Below are 26180 nucleotides of genomic sequence, written 5' to 3'. Positions count from 1 at the left end.
AATTTAGATTAAAAGATGGTGAATGAGTGTAATTTTAGATAGTTTGTACTGTGGCTGCTCTTGGTAAGTACATATAGATCAAGTTCAAGATTGATAAACCTCTATGCTAGAATGCATTATTTCAAATTCTTGGGTAAATGACCTTGGCAAACCGAAAACTTAAAATAGGCATTGTAGTTGGTGAAGTTTCTGGAGATACGCTTGGTGTGAAACTTATGCGTAGTTTTCGAGAACAAGGAATCGATGCCGAATTTGAGGGAATCGGTGGTCCTCAAATGATTGCTGAAGGTTTTAATAGTTATTACCCAATGGAAACTCTATCTGTGATGGGGATTGTTGAGGTCTTAAAAGATTTAAAAAAATTATTCGCCGTGCGTGATGGTCTAATCAATCAATGGACTCAACATCCGGTTGATATGTTTATAGGTATTGATGCACCAGACTTTAACCTTAGACTTTCGAAAAGTATTAAAGAAAAGAATCTTCCAATAAAAACAGTTCAATATGTGAGCCCATCAGTTTGGGCGTGGCGCCAAGGGCGTGTTCATGGCATCAAACAAAGTATAGATTTAGTACTTTGCTTATTTCCTTTTGAAAAAGTTTTTTATGAACAATATAAAGTTCCAGCAGCATTTGTCGGACATCCGCTAGCTAAACAATTGCCACTTGAGAATCCAATTCAAATTGCCAAACAGCAATTGGGTATTGATGAAAATCAAAAACATATTGCCTTGTTACCTGGTAGCCGCAAAGGTGAAGTAGAGCGTCTTCTTCCTATGTTACTGGGGGCTGCCAATATTTTGCATACCAAACATCCAGACATTCAATTTTTAATTCCGGCAATTAACGATGCTCGTAAACAACAGATTGAGCAGGGTGTTGAACAATTAGCGCCTCAATTAAAAGCAAAAATTCATATTTTAGAAAATACAGATAGTGAATCGAAAATTGGTCGTATGGTCATGAACGCGAGTGACGTTATTGCTTTAGCATCAGGAACGGCGACATTAGAAGCCATGCTGATGCATCGACCAATGGTCACATTCTATAAATTGCATTGGTTAACTTATTTAATTGCTAAATTCTTGGTGAAAATTCCTTATTACTCTTTGCCTAATATTATTGCGGGTAAAAAAGTAATTGAAGAGCTAATTCAAGCTGATGCCACACCTGAAAATTTAGCAGCTGAAATAGAAAAACTAATGAATGTTGAGACAGCTCAAATTCAAGTGATGCAACATTTAACTATGCATAAACAGCTTATTTCTGGAAATACAGAAGACCCAGTCCAAGCAGTCCTAAAAGTACTTGAAAAGTAAAAAAAGCCCCATTTTTAGGGGCTTTTTAAATCTACTCAGGCACGTACAATCAGCTCGTAACCAGTATATTTACGAATGTTGATAACACCAATATCAAAAATTAAATATTGGCCTTTAATCCCTTGTAATACACCGCGAATTTTCGGTGTTTTATCTAAGTTTAGAGACTTAATTTTTTCAGGATATTGTTCAACTGGGTAAACAAACTCACGTGGCAATTCATTTTCTAGTAGTTCAACCGTTTCGTTAAATTCAAGGTTTTGACTAAATTCTTCACGAATAGTTTGAATTTTAGGGGCGAACTCTTCGATTAATTGATCCCGTTGTTCAACCATATTTAAAGGTTCAGCTTCACCCTTGAGGAGTTTGCGCCAATCTGTTTTATCAGCAATTAAAGAACCAAACATGGTTTCAAGTTGACCAGATAAACGGCGTGATCCAACTTTTAAAATAGGTAAGGCTTGAGTTGCACCTTGATCTAACCAACGACCTGGCATATGGCTAACACGAGTAATACCCACTTTTAAAGCACTAGAGTTTGCCAAATATACAATATGTGGTTGGAAACAAACGCTATGGGCAAAGTCATCTTCACGACATGTGCCTAAGTGATAGTGACATGTTTCAGGTTTCATAATACAAAGGTCACATTCTGCTTTGGTCTTAAAACATTTAAAGCAGTGGCCTTGAGAATAAGACTTTGGTGTTTTAGTGCCACAAGAAGTGCAATAAATATTACCTGTCCATTCGATTTCTAGTTCTTGTCCTAAATTAAAAGGAAGATCAATTTCTGAACGGTCTAATACAAATTTGTATTCAACATTTGCCTTGGTTGTCTGTTGATCAGTTACACTAGCATCTTTTAGGCCTGCATGCATTTTATGGCAAATGCCTTGTAGTTCCATAAAGTTTAAACTCACATCTTTCAATTAAGGGTTGCAGTTATGGCTGAACAAAATGTCATCACTTCTATGCTAGACGATTTATCAAACGAACAGCCCATTCATACTGCACTTTGTATTGGCCAGAAAATTGACCAGAATAACGCAATTCAATGGCACTATTTTACCGTAACTGAGCTTTTAAGTCTGCCTTTTACTCAGCGTTATGACTTGGGTTTTGTATTGTTTGATACTGATGAAATGCAAAACATCAGCGATGTACAAAAATCACAATTATTAGTAAAGCTAAGAGATTTATTAGCGAAACGAATTGTAGTGGTAAGTAAACGCAGTGATGAGCAGTTATTACGTTCTTTAGGTTTTACTCAACTTATTGATAAAACTTCATATGATAGTGATTTTGCTTTATGGCAATTTAATATATTGACTTATAAACATGTTCCAGACTGGTTTAATTCAAAGTTCTGGGCGAACCCGGAAAACTGGAATAAATTCCGCTGGTAAAAGGGCCTTAAATCTCTTTCAAAATTTAACAATTTGGTTTTTGCTGTCTTAACAAGAATCCGCGTATGCTCATGTATAAACCATACATAAGAGTTACACATGACTAATTTAAGCAACATTGTAGAAGTTTTGGCTAAGCAGGCTTTAGGTGGGAATCAGCAAGCGTCAGGTCAAGGTGGTTTAGGTGGAATTTTAGGTTCAGTGCTAGGACAAATGGGGGGTAATACTTCATCTGGTACCCAAGGTGGTCTTGGGGGCGTACTAGGTTCTGTATTAGGGCAAGTGACTGGCAATAACAACACACCTCAAGCAGGTGGCGGTGTACAAAGTTTATTAATTGCAGTTGTGCCTTTAATCTTAGGTTGGGTGCAGCAACAAGGTGGTTTACAGGCTGCATTAGAAAAGTTGAAAGGTGCGGGTTTAGGAAGCCAGGTTCAAAGCTGGGTTGATCCAAATCAAAGTAATAGCGAAGTTCCGACTCAGCAATTACAGAGTTTATTTAATCCAGCTGACATTGAACAAGTTGCTGAGCAAGCCCAAGCGCCAAAAGAGCAAGTTTACGGTGCAATCGCATCCGTCTTACCTCAGGTCATTGACTCTTTAACACCTCAAGGTGACAGTACCGATCATCAAGAAGCAAACCAAGATATTCAAAATGTCATGAATCTTGTAAGTGGTTTTTTAAAATAAGATATAAATCTACAAAAGCCGATAAGTCTTATATCGGCTTTTTTTACTCAGGACAAAAAATAAAAGGGCATAAGCCCTTTTATTTTAGATCTGAATCAAACATAACCGATTAGAAGTTATATTCGATACCAGTACCTACAACAGTTTGTTTGTCGTCTTCTTTAATCCAGTCGCGTTTTTGTTGAGCAACGATACCGTAGAAGCGAGCTTGTTTGTTGATTTGGTAATCAAGACCTAAACCGTATAAGTCAATTTTACGATCTTGTTTACCGCTTACTTGTGTTTCAGCAGAAGCGTATTCTGCTTTCACTTTAAGTTTAGTGTTAGGAATTTTATAAGCAGCTGTTACTGCATATGCTTCTTCTTCTAAACCTTTGTAGTTTATATAGGTATCTGTAGTTTTATCAACACCATCTACACGCGTAGTTTTTGACGTTTTATAAGCAGTCAAGTCATCAGTAGGTTCAGCGTGTTGCCATAAAGCACCTACAACAAAACCAGATTTGGCAATATCATAAGAACCAGTTACACGGTAAGCATCGGTATAAACATCTTTTAGACCGTAAGCTGCATATTTACCTTTAATACCAAAGTCACCAGCAGCAGCAATTGCTAAACCGATATCTTTGTTTTCGTAACCAAGCGATGTTGATACAGAGTCAAAGCTATCATTTTTGCTGTCTTTACCAGTTTCACCTTGTTTGCTATCAGAGGTGCTTTCACCAGTTTGAGCCATGATATTGAATGTTAAACCAGCTAATAATTTAGGGTCTAATTCAAAACCGATCACGTTGTCTAAACGGTTTTCACCGTACATGATATTAGTAATATCTAAACGTGTATCGTCATTAAAGATGTCTTGGTTACCACCAGCAGCTGTTTTAAAGTAAGAATCATACTTACCTACTTTTAATGTACCAACACCTTCAGTTTTTAAACCGATAAAACGGTTACGAGCACTAAGGTCAGTATCAGAACCTGAACCATCAGTAGAAATTGCCCATTCAGCTAAATAAACAGCAGATAACTTATCAGTTAATTTCTCTTCGCCTTTTACCCCAATACGAGAAGAGTTTGAGTTAACTTCGGTAACGTCACTTTTACCATCGAAATTTTTATTATCAACTTGGTTAATAGAAACATTTAGTTTGCCATACAAAGTTGGCGCTGCTTGCACCGCGTTTACGCTCAAAGTTGCAACTGCGGCAGCGAGTAGCAATTTCTTCATTGAGATTTCTCCAAAAGGTATTTAAAAATGGCGTATGCCTAGCTAACTATTTATTTTGTAGTTGACTTATGTACAAAAAGTTACAAAAGCTCACCAACTTGCTAAGCAGTATCGGCAAAATTTGTGACAGAGAAGTGAAGAATAAATGACAGTTTTATGACGTTTAAAATTTAGAAATAAATTAGTTGTTTTCATTTTTTTATAGTTTTTAGACGAAAAAAAGCGGAGCCTAAGCTCCGCTTTAACCATCTAAAAATCAAAGAGCTGCTTTAATTTTTTCAGCTAATTCTTTAATTTTTTCTTGATCCCCTAACTCAACAGCATGGCGTCCAAGATGATGCACATTTGTTGGAATTAGGTGAAAATGAACATGTGGAACAGTTTGTCCTGCTGCTGCTCCAGAAAGTTGCATCAATACAATACCTTCCAAATTGAGTGCTTTTTCCATTGCCTTAGCAATCTTTTGAACAATTTGTATAGTATAGGCTGCTGCTTCAGCAGGTAAGTCCAGCAGTGTTACAGCAGGTGTTTTTGGAATAACTAATGTATGACCATCGGCTTGAGGCATAATATCCATAAAAGCTAGAACTTGATCATCTTCATAGACTTTTATCGCTGGAAGTTCTCCACGTAAAATTTTTGCGAAGATATTTTGATCATCATATGCCATGTATTATTCCTTTAAAATTATTTACATTTCAATTCTTTTTGACGTTCTTTAATAGCGTCAAGACGTTGTTGCTCTTTGTCAGAAAACTTTGGTTTTGTCGTATGACAGTTTTCATTACCATATTTTTCTTTAGCATCAGGATCTTTAAAACAAAAGCCTTTTGACGCATAAATCAAATTGTAATCATCTTGCAATTTTTGACATTCTTGCTCAGGTGTTGCAGCTTGTACGCCTAAACTAGCAATGCTCACCATGCCAGTAAAGACTGCAACCATAAATTTATTCATGAGCTTTTCCTCAGTTAAAGGTATGAACCTGTACTCAATATAAGGTTTCTTACCAATATTTCAATGACTATTAATTACTCAGGTGTCATTTTGGTTTGTATTTTGGGCAAAAAATTAATAAAATCTTTATATATCAATGTCTTAAAAATAAACAATAAAAACAAAAACTTAACTAAATTTTTATATATCTTTCCATAATTTAACTACTATCTAATACCTTGTAATTGCTTATAATGAATGAAATAGGGGACTTGCTTCTATTAAATAAAAAATCAAAAAGTTCGTAGAAAAGCCATATTTATGACTCATCTTTTGCTGAAAAGACAGTTTTAGTTTGAATTTTGGTCAATGGAAAAGAAAGATATTAATGCCATGATCAAAGAACAAAGCGTGATAATTATCACATTTTGTATTTTAGGATTAGGTGGAATTCACTAGGCCCATTTATTTTAGACGGAAATGGGCTTCTCTTATTGAAACAGAGATAAAATTATTTTCGACTTTTATTTAAGATTAAAATTCACCTGAAAGATGCATTGATTTTACATATTTAAAGTCTTATTATATGCCCCATAATTGCTGCGTTTGATAGTTTTTGTTTTTTATAGCCCATTTCTCCAAATGAAATGGGCTTTTTTTATTAAAGTTATTTCGAATCATTAAAATTTAGTATTTTATATTGAGAATAATTTCGCCTTATATTTGGATTTTGTGGCATAGTCTAAATGTTGCTTTCATAATTGCCCTGATAGTTACTTTCTACCCTCATACCCTTACACATAGTAATAGTATATTCATCATACTTCCTTAAAGGATCAGTCGTTCGTTAAGACTAAATATTAAAGGAATAGGTGATGTCACAATTTTTACTAATTGCTGAAAAAGTTTATAAAAAGTTCGAAGAAGAAAAGCTTTTCTCCGAGGATGTAATTGGGCACTTGAATAGCTTAGTTAGTATTATACGGCAAGAGATAAAAGACACTTCATACAAACTAAAATATAACTTTATTGATTTTGAAGAATGTTTAAATAAACCTGCAAAGAAATGTTCAGTTAAACTCGATATCAGCTTAATGCCAATTTATAAGAATAAAAGTGAATACATTATGTGGTTAGCGAGTTTTATCGAAAAAATTACTCTAGGTGGAAGAGAAAAGTTTCCACCGCTTACAAATAGTTTACTTCCGAGCTGTATAGTGACTAATCCTTATGTAACAAAACTGGAGCAGGCCAAGGCCTCTTCTGAAAAAAGTGCACAGATGATTGTAAATTACTTTAAATCATCCGATTATAAAAAAGTTAACAAAGTGCCTTCATAGTGAAAATAATAATTTTCTATTAAAACAATAATATTATTGGTAAATGCACTGTTATAAGAGGGTTTATTCCACCCAACCGAATAAAAGCAATAGGTTGAATCATGACCTTATTCTTAAATTTGCGTTGATCGTTCGGTGAGCCATTTTGCTAGTTGTGGCCAGAACTCCAATGCACTTGCCTGACTCGACATGAGACCCAAATGTCCGCCAGGGATGAGAGTAAACGTAACATCTTGGCTACTGGTTAACTGGCTTAATGGTTGAGCTGCATCAGCGGTAACCAGTTGATCACTACGACCCGCGCCCACTAAGAGAGAGCAGTCGATATTTTTTAATTCAATTTTTTTATCTTTTAACTCAATAAAGCCGCGCTTCAATGGATTTTGCAACCAAACATTGAACAACATGTCCTGATTAATTCCCCCCGGGTAATCAATCATATTATTTAAAAAGCTACTTAGAGTGGCATGCTCTTGTACGAACTGAAGATCATTAAGGTTTTTAAGTAATTGAATATGACCATCGAGCCAGCCTTTAGGGTCGAGAATTTTGAAACCTAAAGAATTTAAAATTCCTGGGCTATGAATCAGACGTTTTGGCAATCCAGAGTAAATACGTTTTTGAATTTTTTTATTGCGGCCAATCGTATTGTTTATGGTTCGATAGAGTTTCCCAATATAGCCAGAAGCATAACTGTCTATTGGGCTACCAAGAACAATAAGATTTTTAACATAATTTGGATGATTATGCGCTGTATATAAAGTGACGAATATACCTGCCATACTCCATCCGTGAAGCGAGATTTGCTCACTTCCAGAGTGTGTTCTGACAAGTTGTATGGCTTTAGGAATGAAATCTTCAATAAATGATAAAAAGTTAAGATGTCTGTCTTTAAACTTTAAACGGCCCCAATCTACCAAATAGACATCAAAACCAGCATTTTGGAAGTATTTAATAAGAGAACGATAAGGATATAAATCATATATCGCCATATTAATAGCGAGTGGAGCAACGAATACTAAAGGTTCTTTGAATTGTTTTTGAGTAGCTGCGTAATAACGTATACGGGTTTGATTAAATTCACCAATCACTTCGTACGGAGTGCTTTGTGACAATACTAATGTTTGAGGGCGAAATAGTCGGGTAGAGAGGTGCTTGATTTGACTTTGTTCAGAGACAAGGGACTTTAAGCGTTTCATCTTGCTTTTACCAACTATTTACTAAAGTTGAATAAAGTCTAAGCGATAATTTTAAGGTTTACCTTGACCTTAAATACCCTAGACACTCAAAATGATGATAGTTTTTTAGTACATGACCAGTAAAGGCGAACATTTAATGAACCAGTCTGATGATTTAGAATACCAACTTGATACTTTAGCTATTCGTACCGGACATACTCGTAGTTTTGAAGGCGAACATGGCGAACCGATTTTTTTGACTTCATCATTTGTATATGAAAATGCGGCTGAAGCTGCAGCAAAATTTTCTGGTCAGGTTCAAGGAAATATCTATTCTCGTTTTACTAATCCGACTGTATCGATGTTCGAAAAACGTTTAGCAGCTTTAGATGGTGCTGAACGTGCCGTGGCTACAAGCTCTGGAATGGGCGCGATTTTGTCAGTTGCTATGGCATACCTAAAAGCGGGTGATCATGTTATTTGCTCAAGAGCAGTTTTTGGTTCAGTTGTTGCTTTGTTTGAAAAATATATTGCCAAGTTTGGTGTAGACATTACATTTGTTGATTTATGTGATTTAGACGAATGGAAAAATGCTGTACGTCCTGAAACCAAACTTTTCTTTGTTGAGTCACCGTCTAACCCTCTAGCTGAGATTGCAGATATACAAGCGTTAGCAGATATCGCCCATGCGAATGGTGCATTACTTGCGGTTGATAACAGTTTCTGTACACCTGTTTTGCAGCAACCACTCAAGTTTGGTGCGGATCTTGTGATTTACTCTGCGACTAAATACTTAGATGGCCAAGGCCGTGCATTAGGTGGTGCTGTTGTTGGTAATCATCAGTTGTTAGAAGAAGTTTTTGGTGTTGTTCGTACGCTTGGACCATCAATGAGCCCATTTAATGCATGGGTTTTCTTAAAAGGTCTAGAAACTTTACGTTTACGTATGAAAGCACACTGTGAGAGTGCTCAAATTCTTGCAGAATGGTTATCTACTCATGAAAAGGTACAGAAGGTTTACTACGCTGGTTTACCTGCTCATGAAGGTCATGAACTTGCTGCTAAACAACAAAATGGCTTTGGCGGTATTGTATCCTTCGTTGTTAAAGGCGAGCGTGAAGGTGCGTGGAAGGTTATTGATAATACTAAGTTTATCTCGATTACAGGTAATCTAGGTGATGTGAAATCGACGATTACCCATCCAGCAACCACAACTCATGGCAAACTTTCTGTTGAAGCAAAAGAAGCAGCTGGTATTCAAGAAGGTCTAATTCGTGTTTCTGTTGGTCTAGAAGATATTAATGACATTATTGGTGATATCTCGCGTGGATTAGATTTAATCTAATTAAATTATGTTTGTTATGGAAAAGCCACATATATTTTAATGTGGCTTTTTTGTGTTACTAATAAGCAACAATAGCAATAAAAAGTCTACGTATTGTTATAAATCAGTCTAAAATTTCAACGTATAAAAGTTCTAAATTTAATAAAAATAACAAAGAGAGTCTTTAGTCATGCTTAAACCAATAATTATTTTAGTTGCGATAGGGGCAATTGGACTGGTTGGATATAAAGTATTTGCTCAAAAAGATGAACCGACACAGATCAGTGAAACTGTATTATTAATTAATGATGCAAACAAATCCGTTCAAGATGCTGATCTTTCAATAGAAAAAGCCAATACTTCGTTCAAGAAAGTTCCTTTAAGTGAATATAAAACAAACAATAAAAGTCTACAGGCTGCCCAGTAACTTTTCTAAATTTTACTTTTTTCTATTCATCAAAAGTTTTTTATATAAAAGCTTTATAGTGGATTGACCATAGAAAATAGTTTCATAGATACCAATAGAAAACATTGATTTATTGTGTCAGAATTACGGATTAATTTTGATTTAAACGTACTAACCTCAATGATCTTGATGATCTATAGGGGGAGTAGAAAGAGTTTAAGTTTTGCAGTGTTATGTGACTATCAATAATACTTGAAATATTTGATAGAGATACGGAGTTAGGTTTATGAATATCAATATGCTTATGCAGCAAGCGCAGCGCATGCAAAAAGATATGGAATCAAATATAAAAAAGGCTAAAGAAGAGCTTGCTCAAACTGAAGTACACGCTGAAGCGGGCGGTGGTTTGGTTAAAGTCACAATGACTGGCCGTTATATCGTAAAACGTATCGAAATTAATCCAGAATTACTTCAAGATGAACCAGATATGATTGAAGATTTAATTGCTGCTGCAGTAAATGATGCTGTACGTCAAGCAGAAGTGATTTCTGAAGAAAAAATGCAAAAAGCAAATTCTGGTATGGGTTTACCACCTGGCTTAGCGGGCATGTTCTAAGGAAATTCAGTGTTTAGCGATAGATTTGAACAACTCGTTCAAGCTTTACGTATATTGCCAAGCGTTGGTCCGAAGTCGGCTCAACGTATGGCTTTACATCTTTTGATGAAAAATCGAGAAGGGGCATTTGCATTAGCGCATGCTTTACATGAGGCTTCAAGTTATATACATGAATGCAGTGTCTGCCATTCTCTGACTGAACATGAAATTTGTGATATTTGCGCCTCAACTGACAGAGATGATCAGTTATTGTGTGTGGTTGAATCACCAGCGGATGTGATGGCGATTGAGCAAAGCGGTAGCTTTCGTGGAAAATACCATGTTTTAGGTGGCCATCTTTCTCCATTAGATGGTATTGGTCCGGAAGAAATTGGTATTCCTTATCTCATTCAGCGTCTAAGCCAAGGTACTATTGAAGAAGTCATTTTGGCAACTAATGCGACTGTAGAAGGACAAGCGACAGCCCATTATTTGGTAGAGGCGACTAAACATTTACCAATACAAATGACGCGTATTGCTCAAGGTGTACCTCAAGGTGGTGAACTCGAATACGTAGATAGCCATACTTTAAGTCAGGCAGTGCATAACCGCATGAGAATGAAATAAGCATTCCGATGCTTATTTCATTAATGAATGTACTATCAATTTGATTAAATTTATTAATTAAATTCAGTTATTAAACATAAATATTATTCTGTCTTTTATTATTAAAGATAGTTTAAATAAAATATGAATATAAGAATGAAAAAGATCTTATAAATTTTAAATAAAGAACATTTGGAGATAAATTTAAAAAGTACAAATAAAAGATCAAAAAATTATCTATTTTCGAAAAATTGTTCAAAAATAGAGTATTCATAAAGGTTTAAGTGGCATTTTTCTGCTTCTATGTTATATATACCAGAGTTTAAAGCACTCTTTGCAATACTTGAGAAAGCATGTTTCAGTTTATCCAACAGCAAGCCGAATTGGTTGATGTTCTTCAAAAAATGGATCAATGTTCAATATATGGACTTGATACAGAATTTATTAAGGTTGACACACTCTGGCCTAAACTTGGAGTATGCCAAGTCAATGTAAATGGTGATGTCTATCTGTTGGATGGTGTTTCATTAGATCTAAGTCAGTTTTGGAAAAAGATTTTTCTCGCGCAGCAAAACATTTTTCATGCATGTGGAGAAGATATTGATTTAATCTATCATTATGCTGATCAAGAAGATTTGCTTAATGTGTTTGATACTCAAGTGGGTCTTTCTTTTTTAGGTCATGGCCTGCAAGTGAGTTACCAAGGTGCTTTAAAACTTTGTCTTGATATTGATATTGAAAAAGATCAAACCAGATCTGATTGGTTAGCTAGACCTTTATCGCCTCAACAACTTTGTTATGCTGCTAACGATGTTTTGTATCTAATGAAGTTAGCTCATCATATTCAAGAACAGCTTAAGCAGAAAGGGCTTTATAACTATGTTCTTGAGGACTGTAGTAGTCTAACTAAAGAAATCATTAGTGAAACACCTACCGAATTACTATATACCGATGTGGGAAATTATCGTCACTCACGTCGTCAGCTAATGCAGCTACAAAATTTAAGTGAATGGCGTGAATACATTGTGAAAGCAACGAATCAGCCACGCAGTTTTATTCTTAGAAATTCAACCATGATTGATATGGTTGAAAAAAACCCTCGCAATAGCTTTCAACTTTCGCAAGTTAAAGATATTCGTCCAAACGTAGTTCGCGAGTACGGCAAAACGATTTTAGAACTTCTTAAAGATTTGCCAGTCGAAAGCAAATGGCCATCAAAGATTGCAAAACCATTTAAGATTACGTCTAAAGAGACTTTAAATAAAATGGATATGGTACTTGCTCATGCAATAAATGAGACTTCTATTCCTAAAGAAGTGTTGTTGAGAAAAAAATGGTTAAACGCCATTCATCAACATGTTCTATGTCAAGGGGATGAACAGGATTTACCTGACTATCTATTAGGATGGCGTTATGAGTTATTAACGCAACCATTAATCCAATTGTTTCAAGAAGAAAAACAAAGTTTATCTATTTAAAATGCAATAAATAATTAGAAATTTAAAGGCTCATCATATGATGAGCCTTTTTAACTAAAGCATAACCATTCTGTTAAATTTTTAATTAATTACTATTTAAAATGAGCTAATTATAATATCTAAGTATACAAAAAATAGATTTTTATGTAGTTTATCTAAATAATTATTTAGTCTAATAAAATTCATAAAATAATGTAATAAAGTAAATATAATTTGAAATTTCAATAATGAATTAAATTAACTTATATAATGAGAAAAATTCAATTGATTAAACATACAGGTCTGTATATTCTTGGATTTAAGAAAAACAACTTCAATTTATATAATATATAACTATAAGTTTGTTTCGGTGCAGAAATGAAAAGCCTACCCAATTGGGTAGGCTTTTTTATTTTTAATGATATGGCTTAGTTAAAGTAACTTAATTTTATGAAATTTAAAAATGAGTATTAAAATCTACAGATATTATCTAAATGAATCAGCAAGTTTAGAAACAACTTCTTCAGCTTTTTGAAAAGCATTTTCTAATGACTCTATATGCCTATGATCTCTAAACTCTTGATACTCACAAGTAATTTCATAAATTTTTTCTACGCCTAAATATTTGCTCAATGTACGAATGTGGGGTACAAGATGACTCATATCATGCCGAATCCCATCTTTCTCAAATCCAAATTCACCGCTGGAAGTGATAATAATTAAAATTTTTCCAGCTAAAAGAGGTTGTAAGGGAAAGTCTCCACGAGCTAGGTCAAAATCAAAGGTTTTATTGATACGAATAATTTGATCAAACCATGCTTTCAGTTGAGCAGGCATGCCGTAATTGTACATAGGTGAAGAAATTACAAGAATATCTGAGCGCGAAACTTCTGCTATTAATTGATCTGATATAGATAAAACATCACGTTGAGCTTCGGTCCTTTTATTGTCAGGTGTGAATACAGCATCAATCCAGTCTTGATTAATAAAGGGTGGTGGATTCATTCCTACGTCACGATAAATATACTCATCTATAGGCAATTGTTGTTTCCAAGAGTTGATCAACCGACTGGCAATATTTTTTGAAATAGAATTGTGATTTGGGTTGGGGTTAATCGCAGCTCTGACACTAGCATCTATATGTAATATTTTACTCATCATTAATTCCAAAAAGGTCAGGATTTAATTTATTTTGAGTTTTAAAACATAAGTAGACAAACGAGAAAATTACATTTATAGATGATTTTAATTCATTCATAAATGTAAATGGGGAGGAAGCATGCAAGTTTCTTTGCAAGCACTTAAAGCATTTGAATCAGCCGCTCGATTGGGTAGTTTTAAGTTGGCTGCTAAAGAACTTTCGCTTACACCGACTGCAATTTCACATCATGTTGCGAATCTAGAAAGCAGATTAAATGTTGATTTATTTCATCGACAGGTAAGGAAAATAACCCTTACAACGACAGGGCAAAGACTTGCTGGAGCAATTTCTGAAGGATTTCGTAAAATTGAAGATGCACTAGATGAAATAACAGTAAATGGAAACATAGTAAGAGTCGCTAGTACGTCTTCACTAGCTGCAATGCTGCTAATTCCTTCAATAAATGAATTTTATCAATTGTACCCCGATATCTCTGTTGAGTTTTCTACAGGTGAAACTTTAGATAATCACTTATATACATTACCTATTCGATATGGTGACGTATCTTTGGTCCAGTCTCAAGATATCGTTAAATATGAGTCTTTTAATGTATTTGGTTCATCCAAACTTGATCTGCTTAAATGTTCTAGTGAACCAATAACTTTATTTACGACAGAATGGAAAAATAAGGCGTTACCAAGCCCACCACTAGAGGCTTGGCTTGAGGAAAATGAATGGAACCCCAAAAGGGTGACGATTAAAAAATTTGATCAGGAAATTTTTGGGATACACGAGGCTTTATCTGCCAATGGTTTAGTATTTTGCTCTACTACACTTACCCATAGGTTTGTTAAGGCGAATCTTTTACGGGAGTTTAAAACTAAAGCCGTTCAATCAAAGCTGTGTTACTACATTCCAAATAAGGAGGATTTTAAAAATAGAAATGCCAGAAAATTTATTGAATGGGTAGAAAGTTTATTCAATCAATAAACTTATATCTCTGATTGGTTTTAACTACACAACACTAAAACTTATATAGCGTTTTTATGATATAAAATTAGATAAATTAATAATTAGAGAGATAAATATGCTTAACAACTTTAATGCTGAACAAGCTCGTCAAAATGCTAAAAACTTTAAAATAAATCAAGACGTCATATTGGAAAAAATTTTAACTGGTACTGAGTCTGAATCTAAGGAGGGGAAACGAAAAACAACTTTCTGGTTTCCTGTTGATGCTATAAGTCCTGATCATCTTACATTGGTTGAAGAGGAACTTAGAAGGAGAGGTTTTAATGTCTCAACTGATATTGAGCACTCTGGTACCACGATTACAATTGAAATAAGCTTCTAATGAATGATTGTTTTAACTAAACCACTCTTAAAAAAGAGTGGTTTTTTACTGTATGTTTTTCCATGATTTAAATGAAGTTAAATATAAATTTATTTACAATTAAATTTATATTAATCAGGATTTTATTTGACAGGTTCTATCTTGTTCTGTAGCTTTACTTTTTGAGTGGAATATGGATATGAACTTCCAAACAATACTTTTATCTTTCAAAAATCAATCTACTGGTACAGATGCATTTAAAGACTTAAAAAATGCATGTGAGCAGTCACTTAAAGAATCTCAAGATACAAAAGAAAAAGCAGCAGTTTACCTAATCTACGGTTTCGCACGTAGTTATGTAATCTTATATGAAGATGAAGCTGTAACGACAGAATTTGCCCATACCTCTAAAACTCAACTCATCGCTTATATGGAAAGTCTTAATGAGGCTTTATTAAGTCAAGATGATAGCGCTATTTTGACTGCCTTAAATCAAGTAAGCGATGACTATATAAAAAGCTCTCGCGTCTTCTAGAAAAAAATTAACACGTCCTTAAATAAAAAATACTTCTTTAGTTTGGGCTAAAGAAGTATTTATTTTTATATATTAATGGGACTTTTTCTTACCGCCACCATCTTGTTTATTGACGGTAGACCATGCAATTCGTTCGGCTTCTTCTTGAGAATGGCCTCTATCTACTTCACTCTCAACAATATGTTTGGCCTGACGTTTTTGCTTGGCTGTATAAGCAGTTTTATCACCACGAGGCATAATTTCATCCTCCATATCTATGAACAAGATACTTAATATTTAAACATGTTGAAAATTTAAACCAGTTAAGTAATGTCTCCCAATGTATATTGAGTGCTTAGAAATTTTACTCAAATGTGAATTTAAAAAGGTAATACCTGATTGTAATATGATAAATTTCATAGAATTAAATCGTGAAATTATTAAAGATAGATCACAAAAAGTACTCAGTAACGAACATTTTTTCTTTTTTCCTAAAAATTGTTTTATTTTATTAAAGTTGAAAATTATATTTAATTATTTAAAATCAAATGTTTATTAATTTTATATGGAACCTTGTTTTTAACAGGAACAAAGTTATTATCGACCTTAATCATTGTTGTAGGTTAATATTTCTCAAGAATTAAAAAAACGACTGATGCGTAAACAAACCTGCGTGTGTGAGTCGTTTTTTTTCATGTATGCTGTCCTTAGTTCAAGAGTTGATTTGAAATGCACTGTGATATTTATAGATCGAGCAAAAAAGATGAAATGTACATGTATATTGCTCGTCCAAACTATCCTGACAATGCGGAGCAAGCTGATCCGTTTGAAAATGTTCCTGAAGCTGTTTTACAAGCGTTTGGTCGTGCAACGTTTGTCATGCATTTAGAGTTAGCTCCAACACGTAAATTGGCGCGTGTTAATGTTTTACATGTTTTAGACTCATTACAAACAAAAGGTTTCTTTATTCAGATGCCGCCAGAAGGGTTAATTAACCCGAATGCAGTTGAACCAGAGGGCTTACGTGGTGCATGAAGATCAAACTGGAATAATGAATCAATTATTTTCTTTTTTGGATGTTATTCCTGAAGGTGTTATTGCTTTAGCAGCTTATGGAATAGGCGCTATTATTGCTTTGTGGTGTTGGTGGCGATTAATGCGCCGTCTTCCTACTACTTTGGGTGCAATTAGCTGGCTGATTGTATTTGCTATTTTAGTTACACCAACAGTATCTGAAGGACCGAATGCATCTGTAGCACCTGCTATTTTTGGACTCCTTTTTGGTGTTTTAACTAAAGACAGTCCGTTAATTTGGTCAAATTTATCTTTAATTCTGTTTGTAGTTGGTCTAGGTTTGGTGATTGGATATTGTTGGTCAAAATATTCAACAAACAAAAACATGCGTTCCATCTAACCATTGAAATAGAAAAATAAGGTCTTTACATGTCTGCTGATACCCAACATTTTACCGGTACAGATCAATATATTGCGACTGATAGTCTTAAGCTTGCTGTAAAAGCAGCTCGTGCTTTGCAAAAGCCTTTACTGATTAAGGGTGAACCAGGCACGGGTAAAACTTTACTTGCTGAACAAGTAGCACAAAGTTTGGGTTTAAAACTGATTACTTGGCATATCAAATCTACAACTAAAGCGCAGCAAGGGTTGTATGAATATGATGCAGTTTCTCGTTTAAGAGACAGCCAGTTAGGCGATGACCGAGTTTACGATATTAAGAACTACATTAAACCCGGTAAACTGTGGGAAGCTTTCACCAGTGAAGAGCGTTGCGTATTATTAATTGATGAAATTGATAAGGCCGATATTGAGTTTCCAAATGACTTATTGCATGAACTCGATAAAATGTCTTTTTATGTTTATGAAACGAATGAAACAATTACGGCAACGCAACGCCCAATTGTAATTATTACTTCAAATAATGAAAAAGAATTACCAGATGCTTTCTTGCGCCGTTGCTTCTTCCACTATATTGAGTTTCCAGATGAAGCCACAATGCGAGAAATCATTGCGGTTCATTTCCCAAATATCTCTGCAACATTGGTGAACGAAGCTTTACAAGTTTTCTTTAAACTACGTGAAATTCCTAATTTAAAGAAACCACCATCAACCTCTGAGTTGATTGATTGGTTAAGCTTACTCATGGCAGATGATATGCCTGAAGATGTATTACGTAATCGAGATACATCTAAAGCTATTCCACCTTTATATGGTGCTCTCATCAAAAACGAGCAAGATGTACAACTTCTCGAACGCTTGGCTTTCATGTCGCGACGTTAAAGGAGGGAATAACCCATGTTTGTGCGGTTATTTTACACCTTACGTAAATATGGTGTTCCAGTTACCACGCGTGAACTCATTGACTTAAACCGTGCAGTGAGTGAAGGCTTGGTTTTTGCTGACCAAGATGAGTTCTATCAACTTGCTAAAACTATTTTAGTTAAAGATGAGCGATTTTTTGATAAGTTTGATCGTGCCATGAAAGATTACTTTGATGGCATTGAAACTTTTGATATCGATGAGTTGCTTAAGCAAGTTCATAAATTACCAAAAGACTGGTTCGATTTAGAACTTCTCGAAAAGCATTTAACACCAGAGCAAAGAGCTGAACTTCAAAAAGCAGGTTCTTTAGAAGAACTGATGAAAATGCTAGAAGAGCGTTTACGCGAACAGCATAAGAAACACCAAGGTGGTAACCGTATGGTTGGCACAGGTGGAACTTCACCTTTTGGAGCTTTTGGTGACCATCCAGAAGGCGTCAGAATTGGTGGGCCGGGGCGTAAACGTTCGGCGGTTAAAGTCTGGGAACAGCGGAAATACCAAAATCTAGATGACGACCAAGTTCTTGGAACTCGTCAGATGCAAATTGCGTTACGACGTTTACGCAAATTTGCTCGCCAAGGCGCAGCTGAAGAGTTAGACGTTGATGGAACTATTCGAGAAACAGCCAAACAAGGTATTCTTGATGTTCAAATGGTGCCAGAGCGTCGTAATCGAATAAAAGTACTCATGTTGTTTGATGTGGGTGGTTCGATGGATGCGCACATTGCCCAATGCGAAAAACTCTTTAGTGCTGCTAAAAGTGAGTTTAAGACACTCGAATACTTTTATTTCCATAACTGTCTTTATGACTATGTTTGGAAAGATAACTACCGAAGAACAGCAACCCGCATGAATACATGGGATCTGTTCCATACTTACGGACGCGACTATCGTGTAATTGTGGTGGGTGATGCCAGTATGGCACCGTATGAGCTGAAATCGGTAGGTGGCTCGGTTGAATATATGAATGATGAAACAGGTGAGGTTTGGTTACGTCGCCTACGTCAACATTTTGATAAAACAGCATGGTTAAACCCTGAAACTGAAGGGTATTGGCATTACACTCAAACCATTGGTTGGATTAAAGAGATTTTTGAAAACCATATGTATCCAATGACCTTAAAAGGCATTGAGGACTTAACACGCTACCTTTCTCGATAAACTTGATAACTTTAATAATTTAAAAAGAGGGATGATATGCAACATCAAATTAATGGTATTGCTTTGCCAAATGAACAGGGATTTTTTGGTGAATATGGAGGCCAATTTATTCCTCCGCATTTAAAAGAAGCAATGGATGAAATTAATGTTGCTTATGAAGAAATTCGACATACACCAGAATTTCAAAATGAATTATCGGACCTCTTTTCAAATTATGTAGGTCGTCCAAGTCCGTTATTTCATGCGAAGCGTCTATCTGAACAGTTAGGTGGCGCACAAATTTATTTAAAACGTGAAGACTTAAATCATACAGGTGCTCATAAAATTAATCACTGTTTAGGTGAGGCTCTACTTGCTAAATATATGGGCAAAAAGAAAGTTATTGCCGAGACTGGTGCGGGACAGCATGGCGTTGCTTTAGCGACGGCTTGTGCTTTAGTTGGTATTCCATGTGAAATTCACATGGGACAAGTCGATATTGAAAAAGAACACCCTAATGTGGTCAAAATGAAAATTTTGGGTGCTCATTTAGTTTCAGTAACACGTGGTACAGCAACCTTAAAAGATGCTGTAGATAGCGCGTTTGAAGAATATTTAAAAGACCCTAAAAACTTTATTTATGCAATTGGTTCTGTAGTTGGACCACATCCATTTCCAAAAATGGTTCGAGATTTTCAATCGATTATTGGCAATGAAATTAAAGAGCAGACGCATCATCGTTTTGGTAAAAACCCAGATTATGTTGTCGCATGTGTTGGTGGTGGTTCAAATGCAATCGGTGCCTTTACAGCATTTCTAAATGATTCGGATGTGAAATTGGTTGGGGTTGAACCAGCAGGACATGGTTTAGAAACTCACATGCATTCGGCAACTTTAACCTTAGGGAAACCAAGTCAAATTCATGGTATGGCATGTTACGTGCTTGAAAATGAAGCTGGTGAACCGTTACCCGTGCATTCTATTGCTTCAGGATTGGACTATCCTGGTGTTGGTCCACAGCATAGTTTCTTAAAAGATTTAGGCCGTGTGGAATATAGCACTGCAACTGACCAAGAATGTTTGGATGCTTTTATGACCTTATCTCGTGTAGAAGGAATTGTTCCTGCGCTTGAAAGCTCACACGCTGTCGCATGGGCAATACGAGAAGCACCAAAGCTGTCGAAAGAAACCATGATTGTGATTAATCTTTCTGGTCGTGGAGACAAAGATTCGGATTATGTGGCAGAAAAACTTAAGCTTTAAACCAACTAAACACAAAAAGCGGTTGAACTTCAAAGATCGCTTTTTTATTTCATAGACTGAATTTATCCTTTCTTAAAAGTTCATTATTTCTTAATTAAAACAAAGTATTCTGATTTTAAGCTGTGATTGTTAGAGATAGGTGTGTAAAACACTGCTTCACAGGGCAAAGCGTTGCGTTGCTTTGTCTCACTCAGTAGAATAGTCACTTTGCAAAATTTGCCTTTGGAGACGCCTAAGTGGAGCGACCGACGATTAGCCCTGAACATTTACAGGAAGCTGCTGAAAATTTATCTACAATTCGAGATTTTATTCGCTTTGGGGTATCAGCATTACGTCAACATGATGCACATTTAGGACAAGGTACTGAAGATTATTTTGCAGAAAGTTCTGCATTAGTTTTACAAACCTTATCTCTTGAATGGTCAGCAGACTCAGAGATTTTAGACGCTAAGCTTTTGCCAAGTGAAAAAGCAGAATTCTTAAGTTTGTTAGAACGTCGTATTAATGACCGTATTCCGACTTCTTATTTATTAAATTTAGCTTACTTCTTTAATAAGCCATTTTATGTGGATGAGCGCGTACTTATCCCGCGTTCACCAATTGCTGAATTAATTGAACAGCGCTTTGCACCATATTGCTTAGATGAAAATGGTCAAATGCGTGAAGCACTTAACAACCTGCCAGAAAATGCTAAACCTAAAACTCCACAGCGTATTTTAGATATGTGCACAGGTTCTGGTTGTATTGCTGTTGCTTTGGCTTATGCATATCCAGATGCGGAAGTGGATGCAACGGACATCTCTAAAGAAGCCTTAGAAGTAGCATCGATTAATGTTGAACACCACAATAAGCAATATCAAGTTGCGTTACTTGAATCTGATTTATTTGCCAAGATTCCAGCTGAAAACCAGTACGATTTAATTGTAAGTAATCCTCCGTACGTTGATGCCGAAGATATGGCTGACTTACCGGAAGAGTTTTTACACGAACCTGAGCTTGCATTGGCAGCAGGCCAAGATGGTTTAGACCTCGTGCGTAAAATGCTTGCTCAAGCGGCAGATTATTTAACTGAAGATGGTTTAATTGTCATTGAAGTGGGTAATTCTGAATGGGCTATGCGCCAAAACTTCAATACGATTGATTTCAACTGGCTTACTTTCCAAAAAGGTGGTTCTGGCATTTTTGCTTTAACCGCAGAACAATGTCGTCGTTATAGAAAACTATTTGAACAGCAACAAGCATAAGGAGTTGTACATATGGCAGGGAACAGTATTGGACAACTCTTTCGTGTAACGACATGTGGTGAGTCTCATGGCGTTGGCTTAATGGCAATTGTTGATGGTGTGCCACCTGGTCTTGAGTTAACCGAAGAAGATCTACAAAAAGATCTGGACCGCCGTAAGCCGGGTACATCAAAATTTGCGACTCAGCGCAAAGAACCTGATCAGGTTGAAATTATTTCTGGTGTGTTTGAGGGTAAAACTACTGGTACGCCAATTGGTTTACTCATTCGTAATACTGACCAAAAATCGAAAGATTATGGAAATATTGCGCAAACCTTTAGACCGGGTCATGCGGACTACACCTATACACAAAAGTATGGTTTCCGTGATTACCGTGGTGGCGGTCGTTCGAGTGCACGTGAAACTGCTATGCGTGTTGCAGCGGGTGCTATTGCTAAAAAATATTTAGCAGAAAAATTTGGTGTCTTGATTCGTGGTCATGTCACTCAAATCGGTAATGAAGTTGCTGAAAAACTGGATTGGAATGAAGTTCCAAATAATCCATTTTTCTGTGGTGATGTAGATGCTGTTCCTCGTTTTGAAGCATTGGTTACGTCTTTGCGTGAACAAGGTACAAGCTGCGGGGCTAAGCTAGAAATTTTAGCTGAAAAAGTTCCTGTAGGCTGGGGTGAACCTGTTTTTGACCGTCTAGATGCTGACATTGCTCATGCCATGATGAGCATTAATGCGGTTAAAGGTGTTGAAATCGGGGATGGTTTCGCAGTTGCTGGGCAGTTTGGTCATGAAACACGTGATGAGTTGACGAGTAATGGCTTCTTAGCGAACCATGCAGGTGGTATTTTAGGCGGTATTTCGAGTGGTCAGACGATTCGAGTTGCCATTGCATTAAAACCTACTGCAAGTATTACAACACTAGGTAAAACGATTAATTTAAGCCGTGAAGATACTGATGTGTTAACTAAAGGTCGTCATGACCCATGTGTAGGTGTACGAGCAACTCCAATTGCAGAAGCAATGTTGGCTATTGTCCTAATGGATCACTTCCTACGCCATCGTGCACAAAATGCAGATGTTGTTCCACCGTTTGCACCAATTGAACCATAGTCATAATTTTGACTATAGTAAATTAAGCCCCCATATTTAACTTAAACTTGGGGGCTTTAATTTTTTTATCATATTCGGCTCTATTAAATTTTAAATTATTTCCTTGTCTTATAATCTCTATATAAATATAATACCCGCGATTTATTTCTGAATATATTTATCTGCTTAAGTAAGAAATTAAAGTCTTATTAATTTTATACTTACTCAAGATATTTATATCTTAAAACTAATTTTATTCAGATTAGTTTTATATAAGTTTATTACATATTTAAATTTTATTACTTTAAACAAATAATTTTCAAAGTCATCATTGAAATTGGGGAAATATCAATGAATCAATGTACATATAGAATTGGCTGTATGTCAAAGGATAAACTATTGCCTAAAAACTTAGAGGCAATGATAAAAGTTATTCATGACTTATCTTTATCCTCTCAGCTATCTGAAAACTGGATATATAGTGATGATAATCCAGATATATATATTATTGATTTAGACAGTGGCTATACAAATATTCTTATTCCTAAAAAAATTAAAATTGTATTAAGTAATAATCCTGAGCTTTTAAAAGGTTATCAATATGGGTTAAAGAGGCCCTTAAGGTATCAGGAACTATTAAAAATTTTATTAGAAATTGAAAATAATGAATATTTTAAAAAATCTTATCGAGAACGAATAGAAAATATAACTGCTACAGATCCATTTGAGACAAAAATTCTATATAAACTTGTTTGTTATCCAAACTTTAAAAATATTCATGCAGAGCAGATTGTTAATGTCACTAGAGTTTGTGCTTTATTATCTATTGAATCAAAGACAGTCCAAGAAATTAAAAAATTCTTGAACTTATCTGTAGATGAAATACAAAAAATTATAGAGATTATTAAAAAAGAGGCTCATCCGAACTATGAAACGATACATGAGAATATTGTCTCGATATTGCCGTTTTCAAATGAAGTTGTTCAGACAACACCTCCAAGGATGGAGCAAAACTTATTGCTCTATCTTATAAATAAACTTTGGAAGAAGTTAAAAGGAGAATTCTGATGAACTGGAATTTTTTAGGTTAGAGTAGGTATGTATTAATCTTAACTAAACCATTCTTAATTTAATATTAAGAACTAAACAACAATATTTAGTACATATTAAATCTAGATTACATTTTAGCTTTACCACGGATGGAAAAGCTAAATAGAGAATTCTTTCATTATTTTAATTCAAAATGATAATATCAAAAACAAATAATGTAATCACTAGCCAAAAGTTATCCTCAATTGTTATTTGACATTATTAAGTTAAATCTACAATTTGTTCTTCGTTTACAGCAATCTTATATTGATTACGTCCATTGGTTTTTGCTTTATATAATGCATGATCAGCTCGTGCCACAAAAGCAGAAATAGAATCGTTTAGACGTGGAATTGTGGTTGCGACTCCTACACTAATAGTGACATGTGGTGAAACATCACTACATGGGTGTTTAATCGCAATTTTATTAATCGCATTCATTAAACGTTCGACTTGTATCAAAGCTTGCTGAGAATTTGTCATTGGGAATAGTAGTAAAAACTCTTCACCACCATAACGAGCAACTAAATCTCCACTACGAGCAGCAATAGAAGAAATAGCAATAGCGATTTCCTTTAAACATTCATCACCTTTGAGATGTCCTAGCGTATCATTGTAGGCTTTAAAATAATCGATATCGACCATCATAATAGTGAGTGGGGTTTCATGTCGTAATGCACGGCGCCATTCATTATCCAAAGTTTCATCTAGATAACGTCGATTGGCTAAACCAGTAAGTGCATCTTGCTGAGAAAGTAAGGATAACTGCTGCGCTTGTTGCATGAGCTCAATACGGTTCAGCTCAATCATACAGTTTTGTAGATAGTTTTCTCGATGTTGACGGTCCGTTGCATAGGCGAGAGTCATTCCCAAAAAACTACTAAAAGTGTAAGTTCGGTTTAAGAACGTCCAATCAATCACACCATTTAAGTAGTTACTTACTAAAATTCCAACTAGTCCTCCCATCCATCCAGCAAATATGGCGGTATAGAAGCGCATGCCAACAGCACCATAAATAATAACGATTGCATACATCATCGCAGCATGAAAAAGAACATTATCTTGTCCATTCTCAATAACGTTAATTAAAATAAAAGTAATTGCTACCGCTAAAGCCGAGCCAACTCCTACATAATAATCAAAATACTGATTTAATTTTTTAATAAATGATAAAATCCAAGCGATAAGAACAATTATACCAACCCAAGAATAATAGCTAAACCAGGATAAAACTTGTTCACTTGGTAAAACTTGATATATACCAAAGCTTAAAAATATATATAATATTAAAATAATAGGCGCTCTATAGCGGAACTCATAGGCAGCACCGTTTTGGTATTGAAAACGATAAATCGTTTCAAGCTGCTTTGGAAACCATACAAAGTTTAATCCTCGTGTGGTTAATAAATCTATTTGTTCCTGTCCCAATATATTGGAACCCTGCAACTTCATAATTAATGCTCTCTATATTGGAAGTTGTCATAAAATGAGACTTATTTTAAGTAAAGTTCCATCTAAAAATATTGATTATATAATGTGTGGTTTATTCAAAATAATAATACAGATTTTTTAAAAAAGTAATGATTTTTATCTATGTTAAATGTGATAAAAATCACGACATTTCAATGATTAGCCTAATAATTATCTAAAGTTCTCCAATCCATCGAAAAAAGTTACAAATGGTCGATTAACGATTGTATCTTTATCATTTTCGGATAGACTTATAGCGTGAAATACAGATGATTGCTGTCATATAAATAGGAAAATTAGCAATGACTGCTCTAAATCAATATGGAATGAATTTAGAAATTACGCCGCATAATGGATGGTCACAACGGTTCTGGGACGACCTGTTACCAGCTAAAGAACGGGTGAGTAAACATCCGTTTTTTACGGAAATGGCCAATGGGGGATTGAGCCTAGATAGTTTCCGTTATGCTCTACTTAATTTCTATCCATTAGTCGCCCATTTCCCGTCATATATGGCTGGAGCATTGGGGAAAGCGACTGGATTTTCTGAACCGGGAGTTACAGAATCACGAGATTGGTTAATCCAAAATATTAAGGTAGAAGAGCGACACTTAAAATGGTATCGCGATTGGGCTGGAGGTTTTGGTTTAACAGTTGAAGAACTTGATCGCGTACGACCACCCGCTGCTATGAATGCTGTAAACCATTTTCTATGGAATATGAGTCATCGAGGCAATTTGGCAGAATGTCTGGCTGCAACAAATTTGGCGATTGAATGGGCAACTGGAGATTGGTCTATTCAGGTGTATAAAGGGATTCATACTTATACAGATCATCCTGAAGTAACGATTGATAAACGTTCTTTAGCTTGGTTGCGCGCTCATGCACATTATGATGATCTTCATCCTTATGAAGCTATGGAGTTGATTAAACGCTTATGCAATGATCGTCCTGACTGGCAGCAAAAAGCATTTCATGCTGCTGAAGAAGGGCTGCGATATTATGAATTAGCTTTGGACGACTGCTATAGGATACAGCTTCAAGCCTCTGCTTGATCTAGCCTTAAAAAGGGAGAATATCG

Annotated in this window: 29 protein-coding genes; 21 read left to right on the top strand and 8 right to left on the bottom strand. The window is 35.4% G+C overall.

Translation table 11 applies throughout. From position 1 onward, the window contains the following. The first annotated feature begins 143 nt into the window (after positions 1–143). Positions 144–1319, top strand: a complete 1176-nt coding sequence (gene lpxB, locus J536_RS05515) for a lipid-A-disaccharide synthase (RefSeq protein WP_032057498.1) — start codon at positions 144–146, stop codon at positions 1317–1319. Positions 1320–1354: 35 nt separating this feature from the next. Here the strand turns inward: lpxB and J536_RS05510 are convergent, their stop codons facing one another. Continuing rightward, positions 1355–2224, bottom strand: coding sequence for a DUF2797 domain-containing protein (locus tag J536_RS05510; RefSeq protein WP_004708933.1), 870 nt, complete (start codon positions 2222–2224; stop codon positions 1355–1357). Between the two features lie 39 nt (positions 2225–2263). Here J536_RS05510 and J536_RS05505 point away from each other — a divergent pair, with 39 nt between their 5' ends. Continuing rightward, on the top strand, positions 2264–2725 hold the full coding sequence (locus J536_RS05505) for a DUF6231 family protein (protein WP_032057497.1): 462 nt from the start codon (positions 2264–2266) through the stop codon (positions 2723–2725). A 99-nt stretch (positions 2726–2824) separates the two neighbouring features. Beyond that, positions 2825–3415 (top strand): YidB family protein, encoded by a 591-nt coding sequence (locus J536_RS05500; protein WP_002122193.1) that lies wholly within the window; start codon positions 2825–2827, stop codon positions 3413–3415. A 109-nt stretch (positions 3416–3524) separates the two neighbouring features. Here J536_RS05500 and J536_RS05495 read toward each other — a convergent pair whose 3' ends face one another. From J536_RS05495 to J536_RS05485, 3 genes are all read right to left on the bottom strand, one after another. Continuing rightward, complete coding sequence (locus J536_RS05495) at positions 3525–4643, bottom strand: porin (RefSeq protein ID WP_032057496.1); 1119 nt, start codon at positions 4641–4643, stop codon at positions 3525–3527. Positions 4644–4899: 256 nt separating this feature from the next. Then, positions 4900–5313, bottom strand: coding sequence for an HIT family protein (locus tag J536_RS05490; protein WP_005069390.1), 414 nt, complete (start codon positions 5311–5313; stop codon positions 4900–4902). 17 nt (positions 5314–5330) lie between these two features. Then, positions 5331–5600 carry a YARHG domain-containing protein gene (locus J536_RS05485; protein ID WP_002122146.1) on the bottom strand — a complete coding sequence of 90 codons (270 nt, stop codon included), beginning with the start codon at positions 5598–5600 and terminating at the stop codon, positions 5331–5333. A gap of 854 nt (positions 5601–6454) precedes the next feature. On the opposite strand from J536_RS05485, the gene J536_RS05480 reads away from it, so the two are divergent. After that, a complete protein-coding gene (locus J536_RS05480; RefSeq protein WP_032057495.1) occupies positions 6455–6919 on the top strand; it encodes a hypothetical protein in 465 nt (154 codons plus the stop codon). A 113-nt stretch (positions 6920–7032) separates the two neighbouring features. Here J536_RS05480 and J536_RS05475 read toward each other — a convergent pair whose 3' ends face one another. Beyond that, a complete protein-coding gene (locus J536_RS05475; RefSeq protein ID WP_017399547.1) occupies positions 7033–8118 on the bottom strand; it encodes an alpha/beta fold hydrolase in 1086 nt (361 codons plus the stop codon). 136 nt (positions 8119–8254) lie between these two features. Between J536_RS05475 and J536_RS05470 the strand changes: the two genes are divergently transcribed. The 5 genes from J536_RS05470 to J536_RS05450 all read left to right on the top strand — a co-directional run bounded on the left by J536_RS05470 (position 8255) and on the right by J536_RS05450 (position 12506). Next, on the top strand, positions 8255–9442 hold the full coding sequence (locus J536_RS05470) for an O-succinylhomoserine sulfhydrylase (RefSeq protein ID WP_032062321.1): 1188 nt from the start codon (positions 8255–8257) through the stop codon (positions 9440–9442). Between the two features lie 169 nt (positions 9443–9611). Beyond that, the gene (locus tag J536_RS05465; protein WP_005076161.1) at positions 9612–9848 is read left to right on the top strand and encodes a hypothetical protein; all 237 of its coding nucleotides are present in this window, start codon (positions 9612–9614) and stop codon (positions 9846–9848) included. A gap of 265 nt (positions 9849–10113) precedes the next feature. Next, positions 10114–10443 (top strand): YbaB/EbfC family nucleoid-associated protein, encoded by a 330-nt coding sequence (locus J536_RS05460; protein WP_002113538.1) that lies wholly within the window; start codon positions 10114–10116, stop codon positions 10441–10443. 9 nt (positions 10444–10452) lie between these two features. After that, positions 10453–11049, top strand: a complete 597-nt coding sequence (gene recR / locus J536_RS05455) for a recombination mediator RecR (protein WP_002113756.1) — start codon at positions 10453–10455, stop codon at positions 11047–11049. A 332-nt stretch (positions 11050–11381) separates the two neighbouring features. Then, entirely contained in the window at positions 11382–12506 is a 1125-nt protein-coding gene (locus J536_RS05450) for a ribonuclease D (protein WP_032062320.1), read from the top strand. A gap of 465 nt (positions 12507–12971) precedes the next feature. Here the strand turns inward: J536_RS05450 and J536_RS05445 are convergent, their stop codons facing one another. Beyond that, complete coding sequence (locus tag J536_RS05445; RefSeq protein ID WP_081404087.1) at positions 12972–13646, bottom strand: FMN-dependent NADH-azoreductase; 675 nt, start codon at positions 13644–13646, stop codon at positions 12972–12974. Between the two features lie 118 nt (positions 13647–13764). Here J536_RS05445 and J536_RS05440 point away from each other — a divergent pair, with 118 nt between their 5' ends. The 3 genes from J536_RS05440 (at position 13765) to J536_RS05430 (ending at position 15494) form a co-directional block, all read left to right on the top strand. Beyond that, positions 13765–14616: a LysR family transcriptional regulator gene (locus J536_RS05440; protein ID WP_032062318.1), complete on the top strand. Its 852-nt coding sequence runs from the start codon at positions 13765–13767 to the stop codon at positions 14614–14616. A gap of 97 nt (positions 14617–14713) precedes the next feature. Continuing rightward, complete coding sequence (locus J536_RS05435; RefSeq protein WP_032062317.1) at positions 14714–14980, top strand: hypothetical protein; 267 nt, start codon at positions 14714–14716, stop codon at positions 14978–14980. Between the two features lie 178 nt (positions 14981–15158). Next, complete coding sequence (locus J536_RS05430) at positions 15159–15494, top strand: hypothetical protein (RefSeq protein ID WP_032062316.1); 336 nt, start codon at positions 15159–15161, stop codon at positions 15492–15494. 72 nt (positions 15495–15566) lie between these two features. On the opposite strand, the gene J536_RS24925 is transcribed toward J536_RS05430, so the two are convergent. Beyond that, positions 15567–15731 (bottom strand): hypothetical protein, encoded by a 165-nt coding sequence (locus tag J536_RS24925; protein ID WP_002113596.1) that lies wholly within the window; start codon positions 15729–15731, stop codon positions 15567–15569. 471 nt (positions 15732–16202) lie between these two features. Between J536_RS24925 and J536_RS05420 the strand changes: the two genes are divergently transcribed. The 8 genes from J536_RS05420 (at position 16203) to J536_RS05385 (ending at position 23608) form a co-directional block, all read left to right on the top strand. After that, positions 16203–16508: a YcgL domain-containing protein gene (locus J536_RS05420; RefSeq protein ID WP_032062314.1), complete on the top strand. Its 306-nt coding sequence runs from the start codon at positions 16203–16205 to the stop codon at positions 16506–16508. Next, positions 16501–16887 carry a hypothetical protein gene (locus tag J536_RS05415; protein ID WP_032062312.1) on the top strand — a complete coding sequence of 129 codons (387 nt, stop codon included), beginning with the start codon at positions 16501–16503 and terminating at the stop codon, positions 16885–16887. The genes J536_RS05420 and J536_RS05415 overlap by 8 nt, the downstream gene beginning before the upstream one ends. Before the next feature lie 29 nt (positions 16888–16916). Further along, positions 16917–17768, top strand: coding sequence for an AAA family ATPase (locus tag J536_RS05410; protein WP_002113662.1), 852 nt, complete (start codon positions 16917–16919; stop codon positions 17766–17768). Between the two features lie 15 nt (positions 17769–17783). Continuing rightward, entirely contained in the window at positions 17784–18971 is a 1188-nt protein-coding gene (locus J536_RS05405; protein WP_032062310.1) for a vWA domain-containing protein, read from the top strand. 36 nt (positions 18972–19007) lie between these two features. Beyond that, complete coding sequence (trpB, locus tag J536_RS05400; RefSeq protein ID WP_032062308.1) at positions 19008–20213, top strand: tryptophan synthase subunit beta; 1206 nt, start codon at positions 19008–19010, stop codon at positions 20211–20213. A gap of 236 nt (positions 20214–20449) precedes the next feature. Next, entirely contained in the window at positions 20450–21457 is a 1008-nt protein-coding gene (gene prmB / locus J536_RS05395; RefSeq protein WP_002113580.1) for a 50S ribosomal protein L3 N(5)-glutamine methyltransferase, read from the top strand. A 12-nt stretch (positions 21458–21469) separates the two neighbouring features. Then, complete coding sequence (gene aroC / locus J536_RS05390; RefSeq protein ID WP_032034983.1) at positions 21470–22561, top strand: chorismate synthase; 1092 nt, start codon at positions 21470–21472, stop codon at positions 22559–22561. Between the two features lie 330 nt (positions 22562–22891). Next, positions 22892–23608: a hypothetical protein gene (locus tag J536_RS05385; protein WP_025468409.1), complete on the top strand. Its 717-nt coding sequence runs from the start codon at positions 22892–22894 to the stop codon at positions 23606–23608. Between the two features lie 243 nt (positions 23609–23851). On the opposite strand, the gene J536_RS05380 is transcribed toward J536_RS05385, so the two are convergent. Beyond that, positions 23852–25081, bottom strand: a complete 1230-nt coding sequence (locus J536_RS05380) for a GGDEF domain-containing protein (RefSeq protein ID WP_032062306.1) — start codon at positions 25079–25081, stop codon at positions 23852–23854. A 320-nt stretch (positions 25082–25401) separates the two neighbouring features. On the opposite strand from J536_RS05380, the gene J536_RS05375 reads away from it, so the two are divergent. Next, positions 25402–26154: a TenA family transcriptional regulator gene (locus J536_RS05375; RefSeq protein ID WP_032062304.1), complete on the top strand. Its 753-nt coding sequence runs from the start codon at positions 25402–25404 to the stop codon at positions 26152–26154. Positions 26155–26180 lie beyond the last annotated feature (26 nt).

The organism is Acinetobacter sp. 809848, from assembly GCF_000581275.1.
GTDB lineage: Bacteria > Pseudomonadota > Gammaproteobacteria > Pseudomonadales > Moraxellaceae > Acinetobacter > Acinetobacter pittii.
Note: the sequence above shows the minus strand (reverse complement) of the source record. Positions and strands in the feature narration are given on the sequence as shown.